This window comes from Psychrobacter pasteurii (assembly GCF_900162815.1).
Lineage (GTDB): Bacteria > Pseudomonadota > Gammaproteobacteria > Pseudomonadales > Moraxellaceae > Psychrobacter > Psychrobacter pasteurii.
Genome location: NZ_FUGD01000104.1, coordinates 1 through 26,504, shown reverse-complemented (window position 1 = coordinate 26,504; position 26,504 = coordinate 1). Strand labels below are relative to the sequence as shown.

The 26,504-nt window shown below is 41.4% G+C and carries 22 protein-coding genes and 1 pseudogene; 15 read left to right on the top strand and 8 right to left on the bottom strand.

The annotated features are described in order from the left end of the window. Position 1: 1 nt before the first annotated feature. Positions 2-178 (top strand): transposase, encoded by a 177-nt coding sequence (locus A1232T_RS14435; RefSeq protein WP_341864616.1) that lies wholly within the window; start codon positions 2-4, stop codon positions 176-178. A 9-nt stretch (positions 179-187) separates the two neighbouring features. Here A1232T_RS14435 and A1232T_RS09380 read toward each other — a convergent pair whose 3' ends face one another. Next, positions 188-2,020 (bottom strand): neutral/alkaline non-lysosomal ceramidase N-terminal domain-containing protein, encoded by a 1,833-nt coding sequence (locus tag A1232T_RS09380; protein ID WP_077449169.1) that lies wholly within the window; start codon positions 2,018-2,020, stop codon positions 188-190. A 138-nt stretch (positions 2,021-2,158) separates the two neighbouring features. On the opposite strand from A1232T_RS09380, the gene A1232T_RS09375 reads away from it, so the two are divergent. Further along, positions 2,159-2,689 (top strand): YchJ family protein, encoded by a 531-nt coding sequence (locus tag A1232T_RS09375; RefSeq protein ID WP_244152443.1) that lies wholly within the window; start codon positions 2,159-2,161, stop codon positions 2,687-2,689. Positions 2,690-2,723: 34 nt separating this feature from the next. Here the strand turns inward: A1232T_RS09375 and A1232T_RS09370 are convergent, their stop codons facing one another. The 4 genes from A1232T_RS09370 to A1232T_RS09355 form a co-directional block, all read right to left on the bottom strand. Further along, entirely contained in the window at positions 2,724-3,638 is a 915-nt protein-coding gene (locus tag A1232T_RS09370) for a class II glutamine amidotransferase (RefSeq protein WP_077449167.1), read from the bottom strand. A 16-nt stretch (positions 3,639-3,654) separates the two neighbouring features. Next, a complete protein-coding gene (locus A1232T_RS09365) occupies positions 3,655-3,912 on the bottom strand; it encodes a hypothetical protein (RefSeq protein WP_077449166.1) in 258 nt (85 codons plus the stop codon). Positions 3,913-4,017: 105 nt separating this feature from the next. Next, complete coding sequence (locus A1232T_RS09360) at positions 4,018-5,229, bottom strand: homoserine kinase (RefSeq protein ID WP_077449165.1); 1,212 nt, start codon at positions 5,227-5,229, stop codon at positions 4,018-4,020. Between the two features lie 275 nt (positions 5,230-5,504). After that, a complete protein-coding gene (locus tag A1232T_RS09355) occupies positions 5,505-7,223 on the bottom strand; it encodes a Na/Pi cotransporter family protein (protein WP_244152441.1) in 1,719 nt (572 codons plus the stop codon). A gap of 422 nt (positions 7,224-7,645) precedes the next feature. Here A1232T_RS09355 and hisF point away from each other — a divergent pair, with 422 nt between their 5' ends. The 12 genes from hisF (at position 7,646) to A1232T_RS09295 (ending at position 23,256) form a co-directional block, all read left to right on the top strand. After that, positions 7,646-8,416, top strand: coding sequence for an imidazole glycerol phosphate synthase subunit HisF (gene hisF, locus A1232T_RS09350; RefSeq protein WP_077449163.1), 771 nt, complete (start codon positions 7,646-7,648; stop codon positions 8,414-8,416). Between the two features lie 164 nt (positions 8,417-8,580). Beyond that, positions 8,581-9,099, top strand: coding sequence for a 6,7-dimethyl-8-ribityllumazine synthase (gene ribH / locus A1232T_RS09345; RefSeq protein WP_077449162.1), 519 nt, complete (start codon positions 8,581-8,583; stop codon positions 9,097-9,099). 143 nt (positions 9,100-9,242) lie between these two features. Further along, the gene (gene nusB, locus A1232T_RS09340; RefSeq protein WP_077449161.1) at positions 9,243-9,974 is read left to right on the top strand and encodes a transcription antitermination factor NusB; all 732 of its coding nucleotides are present in this window, start codon (positions 9,243-9,245) and stop codon (positions 9,972-9,974) included. 146 nt (positions 9,975-10,120) lie between these two features. Further along, positions 10,121-11,182 carry a thiamine-phosphate kinase gene (gene thiL / locus A1232T_RS09335; RefSeq protein WP_077449170.1) on the top strand — a complete coding sequence of 354 codons (1,062 nt, stop codon included), beginning with the start codon at positions 10,121-10,123 and terminating at the stop codon, positions 11,180-11,182. 47 nt (positions 11,183-11,229) lie between these two features. Beyond that, the gene (locus A1232T_RS09330; RefSeq protein WP_077449160.1) at positions 11,230-11,832 is read left to right on the top strand and encodes a phosphatidylglycerophosphatase A family protein; all 603 of its coding nucleotides are present in this window, start codon (positions 11,230-11,232) and stop codon (positions 11,830-11,832) included. A 163-nt stretch (positions 11,833-11,995) separates the two neighbouring features. Next, a complete protein-coding gene (gene glmU / locus A1232T_RS09325) occupies positions 11,996-13,363 on the top strand; it encodes a bifunctional UDP-N-acetylglucosamine diphosphorylase/glucosamine-1-phosphate N-acetyltransferase GlmU (protein WP_077449159.1) in 1,368 nt (455 codons plus the stop codon). Between the two features lie 173 nt (positions 13,364-13,536). Then, positions 13,537-15,384, top strand: a complete 1,848-nt coding sequence (gene glmS / locus A1232T_RS09320) for a glutamine--fructose-6-phosphate transaminase (isomerizing) (protein ID WP_077449158.1) — start codon at positions 13,537-13,539, stop codon at positions 15,382-15,384. Positions 15,385-15,531: 147 nt separating this feature from the next. After that, the gene (locus tag A1232T_RS09315; protein ID WP_077449157.1) at positions 15,532-16,347 is read left to right on the top strand and encodes a TnsA endonuclease N-terminal domain-containing protein; all 816 of its coding nucleotides are present in this window, start codon (positions 15,532-15,534) and stop codon (positions 16,345-16,347) included. Then, on the top strand, positions 16,331-18,436 hold the full coding sequence (locus A1232T_RS09310) for a Mu transposase C-terminal domain-containing protein (RefSeq protein WP_077449156.1): 2,106 nt from the start codon (positions 16,331-16,333) through the stop codon (positions 18,434-18,436). Before A1232T_RS09315 ends, A1232T_RS09310 begins: the two co-directional genes overlap by 17 nt. 17 nt (positions 18,437-18,453) lie before the next feature. Next, complete coding sequence (locus A1232T_RS09305) at positions 18,454-20,136, top strand: AAA family ATPase (protein WP_077449155.1); 1,683 nt, start codon at positions 18,454-18,456, stop codon at positions 20,134-20,136. Position 20,137: 1 nt separating this feature from the next. Beyond that, positions 20,138-21,694 carry a TnsD family Tn7-like transposition protein gene (locus tag A1232T_RS09300; RefSeq protein WP_077449154.1) on the top strand — a complete coding sequence of 519 codons (1,557 nt, stop codon included), beginning with the start codon at positions 20,138-20,140 and terminating at the stop codon, positions 21,692-21,694. Beyond that, positions 21,691-23,256 (top strand): Tn7-like element transposition protein TnsE, encoded by a 1,566-nt coding sequence (locus A1232T_RS09295; RefSeq protein ID WP_077449153.1) that lies wholly within the window; start codon positions 21,691-21,693, stop codon positions 23,254-23,256. Before A1232T_RS09300 ends, A1232T_RS09295 begins: the two co-directional genes overlap by 4 nt. Positions 23,257-23,360: 104 nt before the next feature. On the opposite strand, the gene A1232T_RS09290 is transcribed toward A1232T_RS09295, so the two are convergent. The 3 genes and pseudogenes from A1232T_RS09290 to A1232T_RS09280 form a co-directional block, all read right to left on the bottom strand. Continuing rightward, positions 23,361-23,684, bottom strand: coding sequence for a helix-turn-helix domain-containing protein (locus A1232T_RS09290; RefSeq protein ID WP_077449152.1), 324 nt, complete (start codon positions 23,682-23,684; stop codon positions 23,361-23,363). 540 nt (positions 23,685-24,224) lie between these two features. Next, positions 24,225-24,707: pseudogene (locus A1232T_RS09285) on the bottom strand (IS5 family transposase); the annotation flags it as partial. An 11-nt stretch (positions 24,708-24,718) separates the two neighbouring features. Beyond that, complete coding sequence (locus A1232T_RS09280) at positions 24,719-24,982, bottom strand: transposase (RefSeq protein WP_077449150.1); 264 nt, start codon at positions 24,980-24,982, stop codon at positions 24,719-24,721. Between the two features lie 64 nt (positions 24,983-25,046). Between A1232T_RS09280 and A1232T_RS09270 the strand changes: the two genes are divergently transcribed. Continuing rightward, positions 25,047-26,211 (top strand): IS3 family transposase gene (locus A1232T_RS09270; RefSeq protein WP_095532759.1). Its coding sequence is split into 2 segments (ribosomal slippage): positions 25,047-25,303 and positions 25,302-26,211, totalling 1,167 coding nucleotides; the frame shifts between segments, so codons are not numbered across the junction. Positions 26,212-26,504 lie beyond the last annotated feature (293 nt).

The window sequence follows — 26,504 nt, the reverse complement described above, 5'->3', positions numbered from 1 at the left end:
TATTCAAAAAATCATTGAAGATTCAGGACACACTATTCTATGGTTACCGCCTTATAGTCCTGACTTAAACCCTATTGAGCAAACTTGGGCTTGGGTTAAGAAAAAGCGTCAAGATTGGGGAATAGATTGTATCGATACGTTATTCTTCTATTTTCTTTGGCTGTGTGACTGTTTTTAAGGGCTATGACTATATCTCATTATGACGATAACGATCTTTGGGCTGAGTTAAGACTTGGCCCCAAGCTTGATTTGCTGGCTTATCATCGAAGGTAACACCTGGTCTTTGGGCAAAACGCTTTGCAGAGCGATCTGGCGGCGAAACTTCACTGGTCACTTGGGTGCCGTCACGCATGGCTTGAGCCAGCTGTACATATTCTTGTTCATAGGCACTGGCTTGATGAGGACCAAATTCAGTGGAAGCGCCCTCATAGTGCTGCTGTGCATATTCTGCTCGAGTAGTAACATAGCCGCTGTAATTATTAGCCAGTCCGGCGATGACTAACGTATCTACTCCCGCAGAAGCCAGCTCTTTATTTACCGCTTGTCGTAAGTGGCGCCCCACCATGGTGGTAGGCTCACCCGGTATGGCAATGAGTCCTAAATTTCCAATACGCATTAGCTGTACGGGCTGTTGGCTATTGACCAAGCCCAATTTACCTGTGGGTAATAGCACTGGCTTTTCGGCCTGACACTCATCTTGGCTAACAGCGCCCACCACACCAAAAGCGGCTCGAGTAGCACTGCCCAATAGGGAAGTATCCGTCTTATTGACCTTGTCAGTTATGCTTAGCGTGTCTTTGGTCATGCCCTCATAGATGCCTGGTATATTAGAAGGTCCATTCTCACCGCCTGCGGCAAAGGAGTAACCGCGAGCAGGAAGACACAGCTTTTGTGGACCTGCACCTTGGGTAAACTCTTCACTTACTTCATAGCCTGCTAGGTTTACCCAACGAGCTCGGGTATCAATAGGTCCAGACACAGGCTGTCCTTGGTCCCAAAGCTCAGTGGCCTTATCTAGTTGCAAAGAGCCATCTCGAATCACATTTTGCCACTCATCTTGACTGCCTTCATATCCTGAGACGGAGTTGGCATTGCCTCTGGCAGCCACCACATCACCTTCATCTGCATTAGAAAAAGCGGCAATAAAGTTTTGGCCAGACTCTTGCTTTAGCTTGGCTTCGAGGCCTAATTGGGCATAGCCTTTATTGTCGGCACTTAAGTAACTAAACTGGTTGCTAAAGCTAGTGGGATGTATCGCAAACCAATTAATTAAACCCAAAGGCGTGCCATCTGCAGCATTAACACGGAGCTGGGTCATAACTTCATTGACACTACTGTCAAATGAGTTGGCATCAGAATTGGCATAATAGGCAGGTAATGAGCGGTTGCGGGTAGCGCCTTGCAGTTTGCCTTGGGCTAAAGTTAATTTACCTGGAGCCAAGCAGTTATGAGCTTGTTTGATAGAGCGGACGATACCTTCAACCACAGCCTCAAAGGTCTGATCGCTATAACCTGCAGAGGTATCATCTTTGCTAGCAAGCTGATACAGCTTTTGATGCGAGTAGCCGCCATTACCCACGTGAGTATGGGTGGCGGTTAGCATCACGTTTTCATCGTTATAAAGCGAGCCAAACTCTGCTTGTAGACGCTTAATGACTTCCAGTTTGACGGCAGTAAACATGGCGCCCATATCGGCAGACACATAAACAACGCGATTTTGTTCAGAGTGTTTGGTCTCAGCAATGATAAAAGCCCGAGAATACAAGCGGTCATTAATACCGGTTACGACTTGCTGTGCAGCATAACCAAACATTCCAGATTCAGCGGCAGGCCCCGTAATATCTGCTTTACCTACGCCTACTAAATAATCCAAGGCGGCTTGATTTACTGGGGCAAGGGGTTGGCTGGCCGCAGCTTGAGCCGAGGCAGTGGCTAAATCAGGTGTGGATATGCCCGTATCATTCAGACAGGTAGTTGAGATTAGAGCAAGCGAGGCGGCACAAAGTGATATAAGTAGCATAAAAGGTGCTCTTAGTTAAAATTAGGCAGTATGCGATTGCTTAAGTGCAGTTTTAAGTGTTTAATTTGTCACTAAATACAATAACTACTATTTTTATATTAGGTTGTCTCTATGGTATCGAAAATTTGTCCTTGCCGCATGGTTCCTAATGTTTCGGAGTCTGCTGCTTCAGATCATGAGTTATTATCCTACAGTGACTGCTGTGAGCCATTACATCAAGGCAATAAGCGTGCGGATACTAGTGAAGATTTAATGCGCTCTCGGTACTCAGCTTTTGTGATGGTTTTGACTGATTATATTGTAAAAACTACGGTGCCAGCTCAACAAGCCTTTTTAGACACACAGGCAATTGAGGCGTGGGCAGAGCAGACCCGGTGGGCTGGGTTAGAGGTTATCAAGCATAACCCAAAAGTAGACAAACGCCATGCTCAAGTAGAGTTCAAGGCGTATTATTATGAGGGTGAACTAGGAAGCCCAAGGCTATCTGCTCATCATGAGCTGTCGACTTTTGTCAAAATTAAAGACAGCAAAGCTTCATCAAACAAGCAGGTTACTGGAGAGAGCTGGTATTTCTTAGACCCTACTGTCACTATGACGCTGACCCAAAAACAGCCTTGTGTTTGTGGGTCAGGAGAGAAGTTTAAACGCTGCTGTGGCCCGTTTATCTAAGCTGCTAAAGCAAGATCAGGCTAAGTAAGTAGGGTTATAAGCTAGCGCCCACCTCTCTGGCAATGGCAATACCTTCTTCAATGGTTAGGTATTTACGCATACTTGGCGTGTCTCTAAATTCGATATCCCCATCACGGAACACCAAGCACTCATTGACCGCCAGCTGTTGCCAGTCCTCATTTTCTGTTAAAGGCACAGTCACGATAATGCTGACCTTGTCTTTATCAGTGGTGACATCGCTAAAGTTAATCGATAAGTCATCATCTGCAAGCTTGGCCTCACCAAACGGCGCTTTTCGGGTCAAATAAAATAACAGTGAGTTGGCATAAGCCAGCTGCCAGTCGCCATTTGACAATAAACAGTTGAATAAACCGTTGGCCGCCAAGTATCGACATTGAGTGGTGAGAAACTTGAACAGCTCTTGATCTGAAGGGCGCTTTTTATAAGTGGATTTCAAGCGGTTAATCAAATAGCAAAAAGCGGCTTCAGAATCTGTAGTGCCTACTGGACGACAATATTCGCTATTGCCATTGTCTTGTAGACGTTGACAGCGTTTAATAAAACCTTCATTCATTTGCCCATTATGCGCAAATACCCATTGCTCACCCCAAACCTCACGAACGAAAGGGTGGGTATTGGCCAAGCAGTTGGTGCCTTGGGTGGCTTTGCGAATATGAGCGACCACGTTTAAAGCTTTGATCGGATAGTTTTTTACCAGTTCGGCCACCGGTGATTGGAAGCTGGGCTTATCGTCATGAAACACTCTCAGACCTCTGCCAGAGTTTTGAGCCGGGGTTTGATCTGACATAGCACAGGCGCTGGGCTCAAAAAAGGCAATACCAAAGCCATCGCTGTGGTGGTCGGTATTACCGCCTCTATTGTGAAACCCCGTAAAACTAAAGCCAATATCTGTTGGTGTATTGGCATTCATACCTAATAATTGACACATTTAAACTGTACCGCCTTTAGTCATCTTCATTATCGCGTTGTTGAGTTAAGTCGGAGGGTTGGCTCACATCAATATTGTCTAAAATTTGTTTTGCCTTATCTAAGTCATGCTTCTGAACCCAAAGCACTGCCCCAGAATTCATACCTGGGATCACGCTTAAAGTTTGCAAGGACACCTGAATGTCATTGTTTCTAAGTAAGTTGGCATGGAGCTCGGCTTGAATGTTTGTGTCATAGCCTACCAATTTGTACCAATCATCAACCTGATTACTCATGGTCTTATTCCTCTTAGTGAGATGTTACTTGAGTGTTTGGCTATTTCAGCCTTAATTAGGGTACTGGACATCAATTTTGGTAGGCCTGTTTCACGTGAAACAAGTTTATGCTTCACCAAATCCTGACATCCAGTTTACTTCTCCTAGCGGATAAGCAGTTATCTCAAATGCATTAGGCGTTTCTTTAAAGCCAGGCTTGTCTTTCAGTTGTTCAATAGCTGCCTGTGCCTGCTGTTCCGTAGTGAAGACTCCAATAACTTTAGAGTTAGTGCTGGCGTATTGAAGCACATAAACCGTTTGTTGCTGATCACGTAATTTTTCAACTTGAATCCAGTGATAAGCCGCCAAACGCTTCATCAGGTCTGGGTTTTTCACCATGATGCTATCGCCGGTACGTCCTTGCTCACGGTTGTAGTAGATAACATTAAGTCGCAGCAGCCAGAAGGTCACAGCAGCCATGGCCAACATTACGGGAAGGGCTTGCTGCTCAGCTGTGCTCAAAGGACGTTTGCTTTGATAGCCTTTAATGAAAGCTTGCTTCTTTTCGGTGTTAAAGTTGACGGTCTCGCTGTCATTTGCCTCACCCCAAGTGGTACAAAAGTCATTGATAGTAATCGCAATGTCCATCACATAATGTTCCACACTGACTTCTGTGAAATCTAAAAGGCCAGTTAATTTCTCATGGCCGTCAGTTAAATCCCATAAGGTATTATCAGCGAACATATCTAAGTGACACAGTCCTTTTGGCAAAGAGTCCAAAGGTAGGCTCTCATAACCTTGCCAAATATCCGTCATCAGCTTGGCCTCATCGGCGGGCATAAACTGAATTTCACGATCACGAACTTGGTCCCAAGGATACAAAGGTACGCCGTAATCTTCGGCGGGCGTTAAGCTTTGTAGCACATTGTGTAACGTGGCCAATGCCTCACCCATGCTATAACACATATCAGCTGTGGTGTGCTTTGGGTGTCCTCCAGATAAGCAGGGCACTAAAGTAATGGCCTTGCCTTCATAAAGCGCCATATAAGGCGAGGAGCCATCAGCATCAGGCGCTACTTTGGCCAGAGGAGCGGCAACCGGTAAAGTGTCTTTTAGACGGTTCAAAATGGTGGCCATTTTGGCAATATCTTCGGGAGGACGCTCTTCAAATAAGGTAAATACATAAGAGGGGCTGTCTGCTGAATCCTCTGTGGTCTGGATAAACCAGTTAGAGTTTTTAATGCCTTGGGTGATGGGAATGGCCTTGGCAAAAGAAACGCCAAACATTTGACAAAAATCGGTGAACTGGTCATCTGAAAGGTGAGTATAAACAGACATGAGGCTCTCTTAGTAGTTAAGGTTAAAGAATAAATAGCTTGATAGACTAAATAACTTATTAAACTCGATAGGCTAAACTAAATAGGTCAAATTAAATAAGGGGTTGCTGGGGGTTTTAACTATACTCTCATTATACTTAAAAGTCGGCAAGTACCGGCTATGAGCTTTACCGGTAACTTTAGGAAAAATTTTGATGATTTAAAATAAACTAAAGTTAGCTTACGTTCAAACTAAAACGCTCTGCGACCTCTAATTTTGCTCTATTTTTTGCTCTATTAAGGTTTAGATTGGGTGTTCTCTAAATTGATTAATATCTCTGATAGACCTGTTTTAATACGGCGCACATAGTTCATATCATTGATTAACGAAGAGGCTTGCATTTTATCGATTTCATTGTCTCTTAGTTTATCCAGCACTTGAGCGTGAGGTAGGTGAGCCTCTTCAATATTTTCAATGAAGGTAGTTAGAGCAAGCTGTTTTTCTTCAGTGAACTTAGCATAAGCCTCTGGACCCAACTCACTACTCGGTTTAGACATAAAGCGGACCGTATTAAAGCCAAGCAGCATCTCAAACAGACTTTGGCGTAAAGCCATATAGTCTCGGTAAATTTCCGTTTCGGGATGGCTTAAAAATTGGTGCATGTTTTTTTGTAAGTGTTTGCTTTGCTTAACTATTTCTACCACATGGAAGGCGGCGATATGAGCTTCAGTCAGCTTCTTTTGCAGCTTACCATTATGATTGACATCTATTTTACTGGTGAAGTTTAAGATTTCGCTATACAGCGGCTTAATTTGCCATTCATAGATAGTTTGCACATCCATCTTTAGTGGTGGTATAGGATCGGGCAGTCGACCTTTGGGGCGATATAATTCAGCATTGGGCACATAGATGGCGTGACAGACCACTTCCAAAGCTAACGTGGTTAGTTGCTGAACTTCTTGGATAACGGCATGAATGGCGGTGTCTGTGGCCTTCAACATATTGCTGTGTAGGTGGCGCGGCAGTACCGCTTCAGAGTCGTCAGGCAACTGTTTTTTTGGTCTTTTATCGGGTAAAAAGAATTTTAACTTTTCAATAAACTGCTGCTGGATGCCCCAAAATACCGACACGCCCAACACGTTAAATAAAGTGTGAAATAAAGCCAGTTGTAATAACGGCGAGCTCATACCTGCTAGATTTGAAATCCAAGCCACAGTAAAAGTTAACGGCATCCATAAGATTAAAGCCAGTAGAGCAGTCATCCAGTTGTAAATCAGATGTGCTAGAGCCAGTCTTTGGCCATTACGATCGCTACTGAGCATGCCCACCAAAGCAGTGGTAAAGCTACTGCCTAAGTTAGAGCCTAAAGCGATGGCAAAGCCTTGCGTTAGGGTAACTTGACCTGCGGCTAGGGCTGCTAAAATTAGGATTAAGGTGGCGTGCGAGGACTGTAAAACACAGGTGAGCAAAAAGCCGATTAAAGTAAATACTAGAACTTGGCTGATACCACTGGCTTCAATACTATTTAACTCAATATTGGCAAAGGCCCCAAAGCCATCCTTAATGGAATCAATACCCAAAAAGATTAAGGCAATACCAATCAAAGCTTGTCCGAAGAATTTGAGCCGCTTGTCTAAGAAGCCAATAAGTACACCCACCACCAACATTGGTATGGCTGCAGGACTTAAGCTAACACTTTGACCGGCCAAAGCCAGTAACCAAGCGCCACTGGTTGCCCCTAAGTTGGTCCCTAAAATAACCGCTAGGCCCCCAGACAAGGTAATCATACCTGTACTTAAGAAAGCGATGGTCAGTAACGAAACTAGGGTCGTTGACTGCAAAACAAAGGTGGAGAAAATACCAAATAAGAAGCCTTTGGCTGGCGTCTCTGTACTCTTCGCCATGACCCGCTCTAAGGTACCGCCAGCGGTATTGTGCAATCCTTCTTCGATACACTGCATGCCAAATAAAAACAAAGCCAGCCCATAGCACAGCACCATCCAAGCTGAGCTCATGATAAAAGAGTAGACTAGAGCTACCAGTAATAGCGCAAGCCCTAGGTACTTTGTTTTTTTGAGGTGCCGAAGAACAAAAGTAGGCACCATGTTGTTAAGATAACGATTCTTCATAGGGTTACACAGGCAGACTAAGTTAGGCCAATGGTAGCTTTATAGATTAGCTCAAATAGCGGGAGTAAACCATGTGCTAGGGTTAATATTTATTAATTAAAAAATAATAATAGTCTTTCAATTATTATTATCAAAAGACAGCAGGCCTATTTTTGGCTGGTTTTTTGCTAAAATTAAAGTCAGACTAGTCGTCTAGGTGGATACTAGGCATAATGCTTATTTATTAGATTAAAAAAACAGCTTAGGCACAAAGACAGCACTCACTCAAAGCAGTATTTCTTCAAAATTTCAGAAACAGGATGAAGGCAATGTTGGCAAAAAGAATTATTCCATGTTTGGACGTAGACAATGGCCGTGTGGTTAAAGGCGTACAGTTTGTGGATATTAAAGATGCTGGAGATCCAGTAGAAGTGGCACGTCGTTATAACGAACAAGGTGCCGATGAAATTACCTTTTTAGACATTACTGCTACCCATCACGGGCGTGATACTACCTATGACATGGTAGAGCGCATTGCTGAAACGGTATTTGTGCCTTTAACTGTGGGTGGTGGTGTCCGTAAAATTGAAGACATTCGCAACCTACTGAATGCTGGCGCTGATAAGGTAGCGATTAACTCAGCTGCCGTCTTTACACCAGAGTTTGTTGGGGAAGCTGCTGCTAAATTTGGCAGTCAGTGTATTGTGGTAGCCATTGATGCCAAGCGTGTGGAAGATATGGATGGCGAACCAAGATGGGAAATATTCACCCATGGTGGCCGTAAGCCTACAGGTATTGATGCTGTGGCTTGGGCAGCTAAGATGGCCGATCTGGGAGCGGGCGAGTTGTTGGTCACTTCGATGGATGGCGATGGCACCAAAAAGGGCTATGACTTAGAGTTGATGAAAGCGATTACCAGCACAGTGAATGTTCCAGTGATTGCCTCTGGTGGCGTTGGTAATTTGCAGCATTTGGCAGATGGTGTGCTTAAAGGTGGCGCAGATGCAGTTTTGGCTGCCAGTATTTTCCACTTTGGAGAATATACCATCGGTGAGGCCAAACAGTTTATGGCCGATCAGGGTATTGAGATGCGTCTATAACGACTTTTATAAAGGCAAAAGATAGGACGTGAATGGCTGGTTTAAGGCAGTTACATTTTTGTCGCTATTAAGGTGATTATTAACAACGATTGCTACTAAAACCGCCTTTAAAAAATGTTATCATAGCTGTAATTTTATTTCATCATTCACATTAGGATGTCGTTATGCAAGATTTACAAAAACAACGTGAAGCCATTACTCATATTGAAGGCAATTTATATCAAAATAAAGACGCTCGTATCGGTATCGTAGTGGGTCGTTTTAATGCGTTCGTCGTTGAGTCATTAGTAGATGGCGCCATTGATGCTTTATTACGTCATGGCGTATCAGGCAGCAACATCAGTGTGATTCGCGTTCCTGGTGCATTTGAGTTGCCATTGACCGCCCAGCGTGCAGCAGAATCAGATCGCTTTGATGCAGTTGTGGCATTGGGTGCGGTTATCCGTGGTAGCACGCCTCACTTTGATGTGGTGGCAAACAGCTCGGCCAGTGGTCTTGCTAGCGTTTCTATGGATTACAATATTCCAGTCATTAACGGTATCTTAACCACAGACACTATTGAGCAAGCCATTGAACGCTCAGGCACTAAAGCGGGCAACAAAGGTGCTGAAGCTGCTATGGTAGCACTTGAGATGATCGCTGTACTGTCGCAACTTGATGTTGAGTATGACGAAGAAGACTAAATCAGTTTTTTTATTTAATTAAAGTTTTATCCTGTTAGTCACTGCCGCAGTTATGACTGCGGTGGTTTTATCCCTAAAGTATTTTTAGTTAATAACCCATAGTAATGTCAAAGCTCGCTCTTTGATGATAGGTATTTATATACATGAGCAATCAAAATCCGGCACATACTGAAGACAACAATCAGTTCGATATCAATGAATCTAGTTACAAGACCAGCCACGCTGCAGTCCGTAAGGCACGTCGTTTTGCTTTACAAGGCCTGTATGAGTGGTTGATGACGGATCATCGCTTTGAGCAAACAGGGAAGGGTGAGTGGAAAGCTAACCCTCCGCATGATATTGCAGCGCGTACTCGTGCCAGCAATGCTATGCACACAGTACATCTGGGTTATTATCACAGCATGATGCGTGACATTCCTGAGCAAATTGAGGAGCTAGAAGCTTTGATTTTACAGCATTTAGATCGCCCGATTGATCAGATTGATATGGTTGAACACGCTGTGCTACTTATCGGTGCTTATGAATTAAAACATAGCCTGCACATTCCTTATAAAGTTGTGCTTGATGAAGCGATGAAGCTTAACACTCATTTTGGCGCAACAGATGCCCATAAGCTTATTAATGCGGTCATGGATAAATTGGCTGCCGAGCTGCGCACTGTTGAAGTAGAAGCTGATACAGGAACCGGCTATAAGCAGAAAAAACAGCAAGCCAAAGCTGCTCAAAAAAGCGTTGAAAAAGCAGAAGACAATGCCTTTGATTCTGATGATGCTAAGCAAGTAGAAAGTGATTTGGCTGAAGAGCCACAAGCGACAGAAGTAGAGCAACAGCCTCGTCAACCAAAACCACGCATTGGGCTTAAATCAAAAAAATAGCTAAATAGAAGTTGAGGCTTATCCCTTATATAAAGGCAAGGCTATCTATTGAATTCGATAGATAGCCTTTTATTTAAGTAGTCTTAGCACAGTACTATAAGTGGCTACAATGACAGTGAGCCTATCAAACTTTAGGAAGAAGAATGATGACTGAATTTGAGCTTATCTACCGTTACTTTAAAGCCCAAGATGCCTTCAATGCTCAATCCTCTGATATTGAGCATACCTCTATCGTCAAAGATTTAGGGGATGATGCGGCAGTGGTCGCCATTACTTCACCCAGTCAGTGGGTCACTTGTGTCGACACTTTAATACAAGGTCGGCACTTTAGTGAAGATTGGCAACAAGTTTCTGATTTGGCCTTCGCTATTGGTTATAAAGCGGTCGCGGTTAATATCTCTGATATTGCGGCCATGGGCGCCAAACCGCACAGTATTTTATTGGCTTTGGCCTTACCTGAGCGATTAGCCAATGAGACTTGGTTGGGCGAGTTTGCCAAAGGGCTATTTCATGCCTGCAAGCAATTTGGAGTAAGGCTGATTGGCGGAGATACAACCCGTCATGAGAAGTTGGTCATTAGTATCACTGCAAATGGAATATTGCCTGCAGCCATTCAACCCATTTATCGCAGTGGGGCTAAAGTCGGTGATAAGGTCTATGTCTCCGGTACGGTGGGTGATGCCAGTTATGCTCTAAATCATCCTGAAACAGAGGTCGGACAACAGTTGGCGCATCGGCTTCATATGCCCACTCCCCGTATTGGCCTAGGTCAAAAGCTAGCCAGCATGGGCTTAGCGACATCAATGATGGATGTCTCTGATGGGTTAGTCCAAGACCTGGGCCACTTATGTCAGCAAAGCCAAGTAGCCATGAGTCTACAGTTAGATAATCTACCGACAAGTAAGCCGTTACAGCAAGTAGATTTGGCGCAAAGATTGCGTTGTCAGCTGACGGGAGGAGATGATTACGAGTTGATATTTACCCTTCCATCATCAGTACAGCTGCCGCAAAGCTTATTGTCTTCTGTGTCTACCCAGGTGACTTGTATCGGTGAAGTAGTTGGGTTGGAGCAAGCACAAATAGATGCCAATAACTTTGGTTCATCCGCTATCAAGCTGAGCTATCAAGGGGCTGCGGTCACTGAACAAACCCCTTATCCTTTCGACAGTTTTCCTAACTTAAAGGGCTATCAGCATTTTAGTAGCTAGCCCAATACTTAAGTAATACATAGCTCAAAGACTACGAGGGAGCGATTATGTCACTAGACTCTAATATGAACCACAAGCCAGACATTAGTAAAGCCAACGCCTGTCCTCCCTTGCCTGTAGGCGCCAGTATGCTTGATAAGATAGTGTACTGGTTAGGGATTGGCTTGGGCAGTGGTTTACCCAAACGGGCGCCCGGTACTTGGGGAACCTTGGGTGGCTTAGTAATAGGACTGCCTTTATTACAGTTGGGCTTTATTCCCTTTTTTGTTATTACCCTAGTGGCGAGTATAGTAGGGATTTGGATCTGCGATAGAACCTCTGTATTGATGCAAGTACATGACGACCCACATATTGTCTGGGATGAATGGGCTGGGATGTGGATCAGCTTGCTGCCACTGTCTTTTGTGATGACTTATGCCCCAGAATATCTAACGATAGGTTACTACTGGTTTGCGATAGCCTTGGCCTTTGTTTTATTTAGATTTTTTGACATTGCTAAGCCCAATCCAGTTAAGTGGGCTGATCGTAAGCTGAGCGGTGGCCTAGGTATCATGATGGATGATATTTTAGCCGGCATCATGGCATTAGTAGCTTGGTTGATGATTGTGGCCTGTATTCTGACCTTTTATCCCGGCAATTATGGGCTTTAGTTTTAGACAACAATTGTGTAACTGAATTCCCTTTATTGGTTTTGGTATATTGTATTAAATGAACAACTGCTTTTTTGTGTTTTTACAATAAGGGGTTGGTTTTTAATATTTGATTTATCTTTTATTTTTTTCTAGTTTTTATATTGCTAAGAGTTAACCGCTTATGACTACCACATTGACAACGATTATTCTTGCAGCGGGTAAAGGTACCCGCATGCAATCTGCTAAACCTAAAGTTTTACAGACCCTAGCAGACAAGCCGCTACTGGCCCATGTGCTAGACACTTGTCAAAGCGTGAATGTGGACAAGACCATTGTGGTCTATGGGTTTGGCGGTGATCAGGTGCAGCAGTCGATGCAAGATTATGACCTAACTTGGGTTGAGCAAACCGAACAGTTAGGTACAGGTCATGCGGTTAAGGTAACTTTGCCAGAGCTACCTATTGAAGGTAAAAGCTTAATTTTATATGGTGACGTTCCGCTAGTTAGTGCCAAAACTTTGACACATCTAAAAGAGGCCAATGTCGAAGGGATGTCTATGCTGACATTAACTGTCGACAATCCTTTTGGTCTGGGCCGTATTAAACGCGATGAGCAGGGTAATATTATCGCTATTGTTGAGCAAAAAGATGCCAGTGAAGAAGAGCAGGCCATCCGTGAAATCAACAGTGGAATCTATTGTGTAGACAACGCTTTACTGCACAAGTATCTACCAAATTTATCTAATGACAATGCTCAGCAAGAATACTATTTAACCGATATTGTTAAGATGGCTGTGGCTGATGGTATTGCAATTACCGCTATCGAACCCGATTATGAGTTTGAGATTGAAGGGGTAAATAACCGTCAACAGCTGGCCAGTCTTGAGCGTAGCTGGCAAGCTAAGCTGGTAGAAGACTTACAGATTCAAGGGGTGCAGTTCGCTGATCCAAACCGTGTCGATATTCGTGGTGAAGTGACAGTAGGGCAAGATGTCTTTATTGACATCAATGTGGTCTTAAAAGGTAAAGTAAGCCTAGGTAGCAACGTAACTATCGAAGCAGGCTGTATCATTAAAGACACTAGCATTGCTGATAAGGTTCATGTTAAGCCTTATTGTGTCTTTGATGAGGCGGAAGTGGGAGAGGAAGCTACTATTGGGCCATTTGCTCATTTACGCCCTCAATCTGTATTGGCCAAGAAGACCCGTCTGGGTAACTTCGTAGAAATTAAAAAGTCGCACATTGGTGAGGGCAGTAAGGTCAATCATTTAAGTTATGTGGGTGATGCGCAGCTAGGTGCTGGAGTTAACTTTGGTGCTGGAGCGATTACTTGTAACTATGATGGCGTTAATAAACACCAGACCGTAGTGGGTGATAATGCCTTTATTGGTACCAATGCTTGTTTGGTGGCGCCAGTGAATATTGGCAATACAGCGACCATTGGAGCTGGGTCTGTCATTACCAAAAATGTAGAAGATAAAGCATTGGCGATTGGCCGAGGACGTCAGGTTCAAAAAGACAATTATCAGCGTCCCGTAAAAAAGAGCTAATCTAAGTATCAATCGCAATGTATTGAGAGCAATGGGCTAAATAAGGCCCATTAGGAAGAGTTGTGAATTTAAATAACTAATAACAGTAAACTATATTGATGAGTAAAAAGCGGGCCAAATAGGATTGGCTCTACTGTAATACCTTATCAGTAACCATGATTTAAGGATTTTTTATGTGTGGAATAGTGGGCGCGGTAGCAGAGCGTAATATATCAAATGTATTATTAGAAGGGCTTAAGCGCTTAGAATACAGAGGTTACGACTCAGCAGGTTTGACCGTTATCCGTCAAGGTGAGTTACACCGTGAGCGTCAAGTGGGTAAAGTACAAGCCTTAGTAGATGCTGTAAAAAATGATAGCGAAAACTTTAAAGGCAATATCGGTATTGCTCATACCCGTTGGGCCACTCATGGTGAGCCGGCTCAGCACAATGCGCATCCGCACGTTTCAGGTAAAGTGGCAGTGGTTCACAATGGTATTGTTGAAAACTATGGCCCCCTAAAAGAAGAGTTGATGGAAAAAGGCTATGCCTTCACCTCTGAGACTGATACTGAAGTTGTGGCGCATTTAGTAGCCGAAGCTTATAAAGAAACCAACGACTTATTAAAGGCAGTTGAAAAGATTGTTCCTTTATTACACGGTGCTTTTGCTTTAGGTGTGGTCCATGTAGACAATCCTGATGAGCTGATTACTGTGCGTTTAGGCTCGCCACTGGTTATTGGTGTGGGTATTGGTGAAAACTTCATCGCTTCAGATCAATTGGCATTATTACCTGTGACCAACCGTTTTATGTACCTAGAAGAAGGCGATATTGCGGTTATTAAGCGTGATAGCATTCAAGTGTTTGCTGATGGTCAGCCTGTAGAGCGTGCTATTACCGAGTTAGATGCTAAAAACCATAATGCTGATAAAGGCGAATTTAAGCACTATATGCTTAAAGAAATCTATGAGCAGCCTGATGCAGTAGCCCGCACCGTTGAAATGGGGGCAGGCGATAAAGACTTAAAAGAAGAGTTCTTACAGCGTCACGAAGAAGCTTTGGCCAAAGTCCGTAATATTCAAGTCTTAGCTTGTGGTACCAGTTATCATGCTGGTCTGATTGCAAAATACTGGTTTGAAAACTTAACTCGCCTGCCTTGCTCTGTAGAGGTAGCGAGTGAGTTCCGTTATCGTAATCCAGTAGTAGTAGATGACACTTTGGTTGTTTGCCTGTCTCAGTCAGGTGAGACCGCTGATACCTTATCTGCGCTTCGTGAGACCCAGCGTAGAGCTAAAGCTGGTGAAATTAAAGGGTTAACCACTCTAAGCGTGTGTAACGTAGCGACATCCTCACTGGTTCGTGAAACAGATATCTTTATCCCAACACTAGCCGGTGTAGAGATTGGTGTGGCATCAACCAAAGCCTTTACCACTCAATTGGCCGCCTTGATGCTGTTGGTATTGAAGGTGGGTAAAGTTCAGCAGCGTATGGAATCAGAGCAACTTACTGAGATTGTCACTGAGCTACATAAGCTAAAAGGTCTGTTAGATCGCAGCTTAAACTTAGATCAAGCCATCGAAGCTATGAGTCAGAAGTTTGAAGCTAAGCAAAGTACCTTATTCTTGGGCCGCGGCGTACAGTTCCCATTGGCTTTAGAAGGGGCCTTAAAGCTAAAAGAAATCTCGTATATCCATGCCGAAGGCTATGCTGCAGGTGAGTTGAAGCATGGTCCGTTGGCACTAGTGGATAAAGACATGCCGATTGTGGTGCTTGCGCCAAAAGACAGCATGCTAGATAAGCTAAAAGCTAACATGCAAGAGGTTCACGCGCGTCATGGAGAGCTATTTGTATTTGCTAGCGAGTCGAGTCAGTTGGTCAGCGATGATCGCCTACATGTGATTCATGTACCAGATGTGAATGAGCACTTGGCCCCAATCGTATACAGTGTGCCAGTGCAGTTCTTGTCTTACCATGTGGCAGTAATGCGTGGTACGGATGTGGATCAGCCTCGTAACTTAGCAAAATCAGTGACGGTCGAATAATAACCCGTCATAAAATTGATTAGCTGTCAGCGAGTAATAAAGATTCATACTGAGTAATAAAGATTCATACTGAGTAATAAAGTATCATACTGTTGACTCCAACATAACCCCTTGCTAAAGTTTATATAACTTTAGTAGGGGTTTTTTATGCTCACAAAAAAACAAGAAAAGTGGCTTAAAGAAGGTAGAGGTCAGGGGGAGTTAGCTGACTATAAACCTTGGATAAAAATTTCTGATATATCCTCTTCAGGTCGATCACACAGAGTCTTCGGTCATAAGACAAGACGTATTCATCATTTGATGTCAGATTTAGAATTAGCAACATTTCTATTTCTTGAGTGGAGTCCTGAAATCACAGATATTCGAGAGCAATTTCCTCTTAAATTCGATGAGACTCTTGAGATTGCAGAGAACATGCAAGTAAAGCATCCTGCTATGAGAGGCAATATACATGTCATGACCTCAGACTTTTATGTTGTGAGCTCTAATAAAGAGTTTAGCCAATTTGTTTTGCAAGCTAAGTACTCAGAAGAGCTAATGAAGCCTAGAGTCATAGAGAAATTAGAAATAGAACGACGATACTGGAGCTCGAAAGGTGTTCAGTGGCAGTTAGTTACTGAAAAAGATATACCTATAGATGTTCAAAATAACATTAAATGGCTTTATCCAGAGGCTAGAGAAGATAGCTCTTTAGATGTTTATGACAGTTTAAGTTTTTATGCTCATGAGCTTACTAAAAATCCTGACAAAAGCATTATTGACCTGTGCAGAGATATTGATAGAGCTTATTTCGATGAAGTAGGTAGCTCCTTAAATGAGTTAAGAAGACTATTAGGATTGAGGTTCTTGATATTCGATCTTCGTATAGATTTCAGGAGATTAAAATGTAGTGACATTCATACGAGTGACTCCCAATATTGGGGCTTAATGACAGAGGAGCTTAGATATGCTGCGAATCAATGATGTCTATAGTAATCAAGGCTCAAGGTATAGAATATTAAGCCTTTTACCAGAGCAAGTCGTTTGGATTGATATAGATCGTACATCTGCACTGCCTGAGCTTATACCTATCAAAGAATTAGTAAATCTAATTGAAGAGGGCATATGTTATATCACCGATGATCCTTATCAAGGTTTGCTTTTGCAAGCGCCTGAGGAGGGTAGTACAGCTCAGTTAAAAAGAGATGAAAGCTATGAGCTTATTAAGCCTATTGTAAGCCATCCTTTGTACTATCTTCCAGAAGAACGAGCAAAATTTATTAACGAGATTGTTGACGCTAAAAGAAGCACAAAGCAAACACTGTATCGGCTACTGCGTAGGTATTGGCAAAGAGGCCAAGTACCTAATGCATTACTTCCAAACTATAAAAACTCTGGAGCAAAAGGAAAGAAGCGTATTGCTAAAAATAAAGAGTTAGGGAGACCTAGAGTTTATAAGGAAGGTACTACTGCCATTATTAATGAGGATATAGAAAGGCTCTTCTCAATTATTATAAATAAGTACCTCTTAAACGATAGCAAATATACCATTGTTTATGCGTACCGAAAGTTTAAAGCAATGTATCGTTCTCTAAATCCAGAAGTTAAAGAAGAGGATTTTCCTAGTATCTGGCAGTTTAAATACTTTTATAACTATAACAAGCACTTTACTTCTGTCCAAAAACTTAAGGCTAGGCATAATAAAATTAGCTATAACAAGGATGTAAGGCAGTTAAGGTCAACGGTTAACACGCAGGTTCTAGGTCCTGGCTCACGATATGAGATTGACGCTACCATTGCAGATATCTATTTAGTATCTGATTCAGATAGACAGAGTGTTGTCGGTCGTCCAGTAATTTATTTCGTCACAGATGTTTTTAGTCGTATGGTAGCAGGCTTTTACATAGGATTTGAAAATCCTTCTTATGCTACGAGTATTCAAGCCCTAGAGATGGCGGTAGCGGATAAGCAAAGTTACTGTAAGAGGTATGGCATTAATATCACAGCTGATGACTGGCCATGTATAGGTTTACCTGATGCTATTCTTGCAGATCGTGGTGAGCTATTGGGTCATCAAATTGAAACCTTAGAAAAAAGCTTTTCGGTTCGAGTCGAAAATACGCCTCCTTATCGTGGTGATTTAAAACCTATAGTGGAACGATACTTTAAAACTATGCAGGCAAAGTTCAAACCCTTTGCTCCAGGCGTAGTCACAGGGGTTAAAGAGAAAAAGAAGGGGGGAAATGACTACCGTTTAGATGCTGCTTTAACCATTTTGGATTTTAAGAAAATTATTATTAATTCAATTTTGATGCATAACAATGCTCACCAATTAAGTCACTACGATAGAGACAGTGATATGCCTGCTGATTTACCTTTAGTTCCTATTGAGTTATGGAACTGGGGGTTACAACATCGTACAGGTAGACTTCGCTCTGTTTCAGCGAAAGATTTGTATATTGCGCTGTTGCCTCGAAAGAAAGCTACTTTATCAGACTTAGGTATTAAGCTTTTTGGTAACTATTATATTTGCTCTGAAATCAGAGAACAGGGTTGGTTACACCGAAAAAATACAATTCATAGACCTAAATCGCTTGAGGTTGGGTACGATCCTTTAGATGCCGATACAATCTATATATTTTATGAGCAGAATAGTCTTAATTATTGGAAGGCTCATTTATCTGATCGCTCAAGAGAGTTTAAAGGCTGTAGTTTTTGGGAAGTGTGGCAAATACAGGCTGAGCAGAAGAGAACAGCTGCTAACCAGAAGCTTAAGAGTAGTTTAGCGTTAGAAGAGCTTGAGCGAGAAAATGAAAAAATCATTCAAGAAGCTATCAAAGCTAAGCCAAACGCCTTTAAAACCAAAGCAAACCAGTTAGCTAATATAAGTAATAACAGAAAAAGAGCAAAGGATGATGAGCGTAAAGCCAGGCAAAAAAATAAAAGTGCAAAAGGAAGACTTATTAAGCTCCATAAAGAGGCGAGCAGTAATAAAAATTTGACAAATTTAAGTGAGGAAGATTTAGCGCTCAAGTTTCCTGTTTATTATGATGTTTTATCTGAAGATGACTGATTGAGAAGAGTAGAGCAATGATAGTTAATGCAGTTTATAAGGAAAGTTTTGGCAGCTATAAAGGCAATCCTTTTATTGAAGCGTTGCCTGAGATATTAGAGCCAAGACAAGTTGTTAGAAGCATAAAAAGTAAAATTGATTTTAATCAATCTGACTGTCAAGCTTCATCTTCTGTTCGAGCACATTTAATTTCTCAAATGATGGGGCAGTTTTTTTACCCTATCACTAGGCACATTGACCTTGAGAAAAAATTATCAATCATGATTCGACAAGGGTATGTTGGGCGTAACCTCAAGGATGGTTCACTGAATGCTCGACTTCAAAATGGTTATGAGCGTTTGATGTCTGGTAAAGATGATGTCATTGAGTTCCCTCAAGTAAATTCGACAGCGCTTAGTTTAGCGTTTATAGGTTGCTCGGGGAGTGGTAAGACGACCACTCTCAATAAGATTTTATCTACTTATCCTCAAGTTATTTATCACCCTAAATTTAATTTTACTCAAATTGTTTATTTAAGGGTAGATTGTCCTCACGACGGATCTCTTAAAAGCCTTTGCCTTCACTTCTTTAGAGCAATTGATCAAGCGTTAGATTCTAATTATGAACAAAAGTATGCGTTGAAGCGCCATAGTGTCGAAACTTTGCTTAATTTAATGCGTCAAATATCTAATCATCATGCTATAGGTCTATTGGTGATAGACGAGATACAGCACCTGAGTGTTAATAAATCTGGTGGTGCTGAAAAAATGCTGAATTTTTTTGTGACTCTAGTTAATACAGTAGGTCTACCCGTAGTTATGGTTGGCACACCAAAAGCAAGATTTATCTTTGAAGGAGATTTTAGATCTGCTCGTCGTGGTGCTGGATTTGGTTCAATTTTTTGGGAACAGTTAGCTAAAGAGAGTAACTTTACGCAAGATGATGGGACTTTACGTAAATCTGAATGGAATAAACTTACAGATCACTTATGGAAGTATCAGTGGTTAAGAAAGGCTGACCTCACATTATCTGAAGATATAAGAGATCGTTGGTATGAATTATCTCAAGGAGTTTTAGATATTGTCGTTAAGCTTTACGTTCTTGCTCAGCTAAGAGCTATAGATTCAGGACTAGAGCGTATTACTGTCAAATTGCTGCAAAATACTTATGAGGAGGATTTAAAGCCTATTCATCCTATGATTGAGGCCTTACAGTCGGGTAGAGCTGATAGAATTGCTCAGTTTTCAGATCTGGTAGTACCAGATATTGATAAAAAGTTATTACAGCTTCAAAGTAAGCTGGATCAAAAAAGAGATGAGTTTGATGAAGTATTAGAATATCAAGGTCATGAGTTAAGTATTAGATTACATCGTATGCTGGTAGACCTAGGACAGGAGTCTCCTCTTTTAGTCCCCACAGTTAAAAAAGCTGTTGCTGAGCTACCAGAAGCCACTATAGCTGATTTAATAACTATTATTTTGGACTGGCTGAAAGAAGCTAAGCTAGATCTAGATAATAACGAAACTAAGAGTGCTTCTAAGACGAAAGTATCTACAAGAAAGACTAAGTCTGTTAAACAGAAGGATTGGCATACTTTAGATTCTGACGACCTGCGCTTTCAGTTCAGCCAAAGAGATGAAAGTGAAACATTCTATGAGCATTTAAAAACTAATACATCGTTAATTTTTGATGTCGACGATTGGTTACCTAAAGCAGGCTAGTATGATTAATCTTCCCATGCCATATCCTGATGAGTTGATCTATAGCACAGTTGCTAGGTATAAGGTTAGGGCTGGATTAATGAGCCCAAAACAGCTGTTAGATGACGTTTTTGAAGACAGGGGCGTTGTTGCAACCGTTGACTTACCTTGTCACTTGTCTAAGATTATCGGTCATTACCCTCAGGATACTTTCAACTTAGATTATATTGCCTATCAACACACTCTTTTTCCTTTGTATGCTCCTTTTATTCCCGAAAATAGAAGGCAGGAGTGTTTGAGATGGATGGCTGGACATTCGCAAGGTGCTATTCATTTGTCTATTGGTAGCAACGCATCCAGGCTTCCTGCCTTGAAGTATATTCGTTATTGTCCTCAATGTTTTAAAGAACAATTTAAAGCTCATGGTGAGTGGTATTGGTCACGTCTTTGGCAAGTTTCAGGGGTGAGCTGCTGTATCAAGCATGGCATTAGATTAAAGGATTCGTTAATCGAGTTTAGACCAACTTCTCGACATGACTTTATTGCCCCCAATACCAGAGATTGTTTAGTGCATACCCAAGAGCGTATTAGTGAAGATGATTTGTTTATTGCAGTGAAGGTAGCTGAGCTATTATCTCTTGGCGTACAAGCTTCTCCAAGCCTAGAGCAGTGGACTGTCTTTTATCGAAGCTTGGCTCGTTCTCATGACTGTATTAGAGGCTCTCAACATATAGATCATCAGCGTATTTTAAAAAAAGTGAAGAAAAGATGGTCATTAGAGTTTCTAGAGTCAAATAACTTAAGTAATCTTGAGAGTGAAACAGGTTGGCTTCGGGGTATTTTTCGTAAACATCGTAAGTCCTTTAGTTATGTCGAGCATATCGTCGTTATTGCTTCTATGTTCGAAGGTGAACCTTGGACTTTTGCAGAAGTAATTGATCAAGTAAAAAGTCAGCCACTTAAGCAACTTGCAGATAAAGGAAAGACTAAAAACATACTTAAAGTTGATATAGGAGTTATTGAAGCAAACCGAACTGTTTGGTTAAAACTGATACAGAGCAATAAGTCCTCTGTTAAAGAAGCCAGAAAAGCAAATCAAGCACTGTATGTATGGCTATATCGAAACGATAAGCAGTGGCTTATGAATACTAACAAGATCTATCATAAGCCTCATATACCTAAAGGCCTTATTGTTGACTGGCAAAGGCGAGATATTGAGTTAGTAAAAGCTTTAATTAACCTAGATAGGCAAACCTGCATCGATTTAACACTGCCTCGTAAATCCAAAAAATGGTGGGTACAACAAATTGGTGCGGTTTCGCTTATTGAGAAAAACTTGGATAAACTACCTGTAGTATCAAGGTTTTTAGATCAATACAGTGAAGATATTAGTGACTATCAGATTAGACGATTAAGCCGTGTATTAATTGACAACTTATTAAAAAAAGAATCTGTACAGCGTTGGGAGATATTACGGCTAGCTGGGTTAAGTGATGAGCGAATTACTGACGAGTCCAGTCGATTTTTAGCAAAGGCTCACAATATTGTGAATAGACGAATTAGCAAGGTGAGTATATGAAAGTAAAAGGCTATCCAGAAGACGCTCAAATACGGTATATTGCTAATATTTTTAAATTTAAACATTTGAAATCATGGAACCTTGAGCTTTGCATAAAAAGTGAAGATCAAGATCAGATATTACATACTCGGCTATCAAACTTACCAGCTATAGCAAAAAGAAGAATCATAAACCCTTCAGATGGGCAGTCTCGTAAAGGTGGTTATCCACTAATTTTGAAGGATATCTCTACTTTTGATTGGCAAGTGGGTATCGACTTAGAAAGTGGTGGTAATACCTTTGTGTTTGACTATGTCAGATCAGGTGAGCCAAGAGTCACCGTTCATATACCTCAAATTGAATTTGCACGAGTTTTGTTTTTTCATAATGCTTATCTTGCCCAAAACTGCAGGGATCATGGGATATTGACTAGAGAGTTTAGGGCTCAAGACACACAAGATGACTCAGTGTTAGTAAATGTATCGCCTGCAAGTTCTTTACCTCTAAAAGTCTTCGAAAATGAAGGACAAAGGCGTTTATTAGCGTGGATATTATTAGATGATAATGCTCGACATTCGTATGAAAGTATTGCTAAGCATTTTATAAATGACGTTAAAGATGATGAAGACAAGAAGGTATGGGTATTTCAATTTGATCCTCCACAACTTGAAAGTATATCGTTAGAGACCACAGGCTGGATGGATAAAAAGACGGGCAACTACCATGTCTATGAAATTATAGGTATTAGTAATATTCCCTCATCTTTGACTAAAAAAGTACAGTTTTTTAGCGAGAGGTTTAAAGTTGGTACAGGAGGTGGAGGAAAAAGTAGCGGTTCTCAGCCAATTGATGCATCAGTTGGGGATACTATTGACGATCAGCAAGAGGCTGATGTAGATACTAAATCGAAAACGATAGACATTCCAACAACATCTTTTAGTTTTGCCAGACCAGTAGAGACTCGAAAGGTTGTCAAAAAGCGAGTGCCAGGCGCACAGGGAGATGAAGCTGAAGAGTATGATGAGTTAGTAGAGCTAGGTCTTAGCACAGATGAGGCCACAATTGACGGTACAGCATGCCAAGCTGACTTCTCTGGACTTGATGATGACAGCGATGTTCTAGAGCTTTATATGCAAAGATTTGAAGCCTTTAAGCTACTAATCAAGAGGTTATCAGAACAACCCAACATTTACTGTACTGAGAAACTGCATTTTTTGCCTGCTGTTGGACGTTCTCGGCTACATAGAACAATAGACGGTAATAGGCGATCTGTACTTGAGGTTATCGTTAAAACTGAATCATCTCAGTTTGTTATCCTAGAAATAGATACGACTGACAACTCTAAGTCAGTGTCAACTTTACTGATAGAGATTGAAGATATTGACTCTTGGAACGCTGAAATTGATAAGATACTAAGGATAATTGTTAAGAGATCACTACGTTGGCCGAAGATTAGCTATTTAGAGAGATACGGTACTGTACGTACTTTGAATCATCCTCAAGATGTTTTAGAGTTAACGGAGGATAGTGATGAGTTTATTAGTTGGCAACGTAGATTGTGCCAAGCTTTAGGTATTATTTAGCACTGTTAGCACTGTTAGCACTGTTAGCACTGAGCCATAGAAATAAAAAAGCCATCAAGATTAATCTTAATAGCTTTTCTACATCTAAAATAATAAATTACGTGTTAAGCGATATTATCACTTGGGTATCTGCTGTCATAGCGATTTAAAAAGTCCTGAACAGACTCAAGCTGTTTATAGGCCTTTATCGTATCGCCTTTCATGAAATATTCTTTAACATGAACTTGCTTGTTCTCTTTGGTCGTAGTATATAAAAATTTATCTTGTATATCCCAACCGTCAGAACGAAGCTCACAAAACCGTGCGCCTGAGGCGCAGGTATCAATTTCATGAAAAAGCTGTTTGTTACGCAATCTTGCACCTCGTAACAACCTATATAGAATATGCCCTTTATGGGTTGAAACGCTTGGTACTTTCGGGTGGTTCATAATGAACTCCTTAAAATTAAAGTAAGGAGCATATAAACGCATATACAAAAATAACCACTTTTTTTTGGTGTTTACTTGAGTAAATATGTCAACATGTAGTAAAGTGTAATTTCTCAGGTTATAAATCATTACGTACTGACATGAGCATCTATATGCTCGTTTTAGTATTTAGTGATTAAAAAAGTAAAGAGGGCTATCAGAAATGGCAGCCCTCTTTTTTTGACCACTAATTATAGTATATCGTCTTTTTTCAATAAGTCCAACTAAAAATAGCTCAATTTGCAAAGAATTTGCCTATTACAGGCGCTTAAATGGTTTTTTGGTATAAACCCACTATAAAAAAATAAAAAGGCACTATAAGCTGTTTAATGATACTCAATGATACTCAATGACATGTAATCATACTCAATGAATACCTCAAATGGTAGAGAAGAAGGATTGGTTAATTAACATCCAAAATTAACAACAACTGGTTAAAATGAGCTATGCTGAAGAAACCGTACAAGTAAACTTGGTAAACTAAGAAGCTGTATTCACAAGCTAAAGAGTCCTTAATATTAGATGGATGTGAGCCAACTTAACGAAATTCTCAGCAGAGGTCACAGTAACTTCGAAATCCTTAGCAAGACGACGTGAGTTATTTAGCCAAGCAAAGGTACGTTCAACAACCCAGCGTTTAGGAATAATCTGCCAAGAACCTGCAATCTTAGTTGAGATATCGACAGGTAGCTTAAAATCTTGCATCATTTGTTCCTCAAAGGTTCTACGATAACCTGCATCAGCAGATACGGCTTTAATAGTAGTATAGACACTAAGTAGTTTTTCTATGGCTAACTTTCCTGATTTGGTATCGTGAATATTAGCAGCATGAACAACAATGGATAGTAAGTTACCCATTGTATCGACCACAATATGGCGTTTACGACCCTTTATTTTTTTGCCGCCATCAAAGCCTGTATCATGTGCTTTACTGGCTGTTTTAACGCTTTGAGAGTCAATGATAGCGTAACTTGGTTCAGCATCCCTTTTGGCTTTTAATCGCTTTTTTTAACCAAGTCTTGTAGTATTTTGTCCCATAGACCTGAGTGATTAGCTCGCCTAAAGAAACTCCATACTGTGGTGTAAGGCGGAAAGTCATTAGGAAGCAGACGCCACTGACAGCCTGTCTTTGTGATGTAGAGTACCGCATTGACTAGCTCTCGTTTGTCCCATTTATAGCGCCGATGATGGCTAAAGTGAGGTTCAATGCGTCTCCATTGCTCATCGGTTAAGTCGGTTGGATATATCTTTCTATTCATGTGAGTATTTTAATTTATTTATCCTTGTGAATACAGCTTCTAAGCACATTTACAGGAGTTTACCATGACCAAGAAAATCAGAACCTACAGTGCAGAATTCAAAGCCGAAGCCGTCAAGAAGATAGCAGACAATAACGGTAATATTGCAGCTACTGCAAAGCAACTTGGTATCGCAATGCAAACTCTATCGAACTGGAATAACAAATCCAATCAGGGCAAGCTTGAAGGAACTAAGCCGTACGATCCACAGCTTATGGCGGTGATAGAAGAGAACAAGCGCCTCAAACGACAGCTTAAAGTTGCCGAGGAGGAACGAGAGAATTAAAAAAGGCGACGGCGTACTTCGCCAAACACAGCTAGTAAGGTACGCCTTTATTAAAGATAACCAGTCCCTCTTCAGCATTTCTACTATGTGTCGTGTACTAAAGATTAAGCATTCAAGCTACTACGACTGGCTGAGTCGCGATATCAGCAAGCAGCAGATACATCGCAATCATTGCGAGTTACTGGTGAAAGCCGCTCACAGTGAAACTTGTGAGCGCTATGGTGTTGAGCGACTGCATGCAAAGCTAACCGAGCAAGGGCACGATATTAGCCTATATATGGTTCGACGAATTAAAGAAGAGTATGGTATCAAATGCCGTCGTCATAAGCGCTTTAAAGTGACAACCGACTCCGATCATAAAAAGCTAGTCTATCCAAACGTTCTGGATCAGAAGTTTGACGTTAAACGTCCTAATGAAGCGTGGGTCAGTGACATCACCTATATTTGGACAAATGAGGGTTGGTTGTACTTAGCCGGAGTGAAAGACTTGTATACCAAAGAGCTGGTTGGCTACACCATCAACAGTCGCATGACCGCAGATTTAGTCTGTAAAGCATTGAACATGGCCATCAAGAATAAACGTCCAAGCCAAGGATTGATTGTGCACTCTGATAGAGGCAGCCAGTATTGTAGTCATGCATACCACAAGATCATCAAGCAGCATCAGTTTACAGGTTCGATGAGTGGTAAGGGCAATTGTTTCGACAATGCTCCAATAGAAAGCTTCTGGGGCATATTAAAGAATGAGCTGGTATATCATCAAGACTATAAAACAAGATTCACAGCCATCAACGATATTATCGGCTATATCGAGCTTTACTACAATCAGACAAGAATTCAAAAGGGTTTAGGCTATAGATCGCCAAGACAGGTGTGGTTTGATTTTTATCATCAGGCTGCGTAACTAAAATCTCCCAAGTTTAAGTGTACGGATTTGACGGCAGGGGTCAAATATGTCAACATGTAGTAAAGTGTAATTTCTCAGGTTATAAATCATTACGTACTGACATGAGTGTTCATATGCTCGGGACTGTCCTAGATAACTAGTTCAAACCCTGTTTAACCCATTGTTTTAATTGTAATAATCTCTTTAATTGTAATAATTGCGACTTTGGGTCACTGTGATTAAAACGCCACTCACATTCCTTTAAATAGAAGTGAAAATGCTCTTTTGGAACTCCGTTAAACTTACGTAGA

Coding starts and splice junctions, on each gene's coding strand:
- A1232T_RS09365 (WP_077449166.1), bottom strand. CDS start 3,912: ATGAGTAATCAGGTTGATGATTGGTACAAATTGGTAGGCTATGACACA.
- glmU (WP_077449159.1), top strand. CDS start 11,996: ATGACTACCACATTGACAACGATTATTCTTGCAGCGGGTAAAGGTACC.
- A1232T_RS09280 (WP_077449150.1), bottom strand. CDS start 24,982: ATGAATAGAAAGATATATCCAACCGACTTAACCGATGAGCAATGGAGA.
- A1232T_RS09355 (WP_244152441.1), bottom strand. CDS start 7,223: ATGAGCTCAGCTTGGATGGTGCTGTGCTATGGGCTGGCTTTGTTTTTA.
- A1232T_RS09360 (WP_077449165.1), bottom strand. CDS start 5,229: ATGTCTGTTTATACTCACCTTTCAGATGACCAGTTCACCGATTTTTGT.
- A1232T_RS09295 (WP_077449153.1), top strand. CDS start 21,691: ATGAAAGTAAAAGGCTATCCAGAAGACGCTCAAATACGGTATATTGCT.
- ribH (WP_077449162.1), top strand. CDS start 8,581: ATGCAAGATTTACAAAAACAACGTGAAGCCATTACTCATATTGAAGGC.
- A1232T_RS09315 (WP_077449157.1), top strand. CDS start 15,532: ATGCTCACAAAAAAACAAGAAAAGTGGCTTAAAGAAGGTAGAGGTCAG.
- A1232T_RS09375 (WP_244152443.1), top strand. CDS start 2,159: ATGGTTCCTAATGTTTCGGAGTCTGCTGCTTCAGATCATGAGTTATTA.
- A1232T_RS09370 (WP_077449167.1), bottom strand. CDS start 3,638: ATGTGTCAATTATTAGGTATGAATGCCAATACACCAACAGATATTGGC.
- A1232T_RS09290 (WP_077449152.1), bottom strand. CDS start 23,684: ATGAACCACCCGAAAGTACCAAGCGTTTCAACCCATAAAGGGCATATT.
- A1232T_RS09305 (WP_077449155.1), top strand. CDS start 18,454: ATGATAGTTAATGCAGTTTATAAGGAAAGTTTTGGCAGCTATAAAGGC.
- A1232T_RS09310 (WP_077449156.1), top strand. CDS start 16,331: ATGCTGCGAATCAATGATGTCTATAGTAATCAAGGCTCAAGGTATAGA.
- A1232T_RS09300 (WP_077449154.1), top strand. CDS start 20,138: ATGATTAATCTTCCCATGCCATATCCTGATGAGTTGATCTATAGCACA.
- nusB (WP_077449161.1), top strand. CDS start 9,243: ATGAGCAATCAAAATCCGGCACATACTGAAGACAACAATCAGTTCGAT.
- thiL (WP_077449170.1), top strand. CDS start 10,121: ATGACTGAATTTGAGCTTATCTACCGTTACTTTAAAGCCCAAGATGCC.
- glmS (WP_077449158.1), top strand. CDS start 13,537: ATGTGTGGAATAGTGGGCGCGGTAGCAGAGCGTAATATATCAAATGTA.
- A1232T_RS09330 (WP_077449160.1), top strand. CDS start 11,230: ATGTCACTAGACTCTAATATGAACCACAAGCCAGACATTAGTAAAGCC.
- A1232T_RS09380 (WP_077449169.1), bottom strand. CDS start 2,020: ATGCTACTTATATCACTTTGTGCCGCCTCGCTTGCTCTAATCTCAACT.
- hisF (WP_077449163.1), top strand. CDS start 7,646: ATGTTGGCAAAAAGAATTATTCCATGTTTGGACGTAGACAATGGCCGT.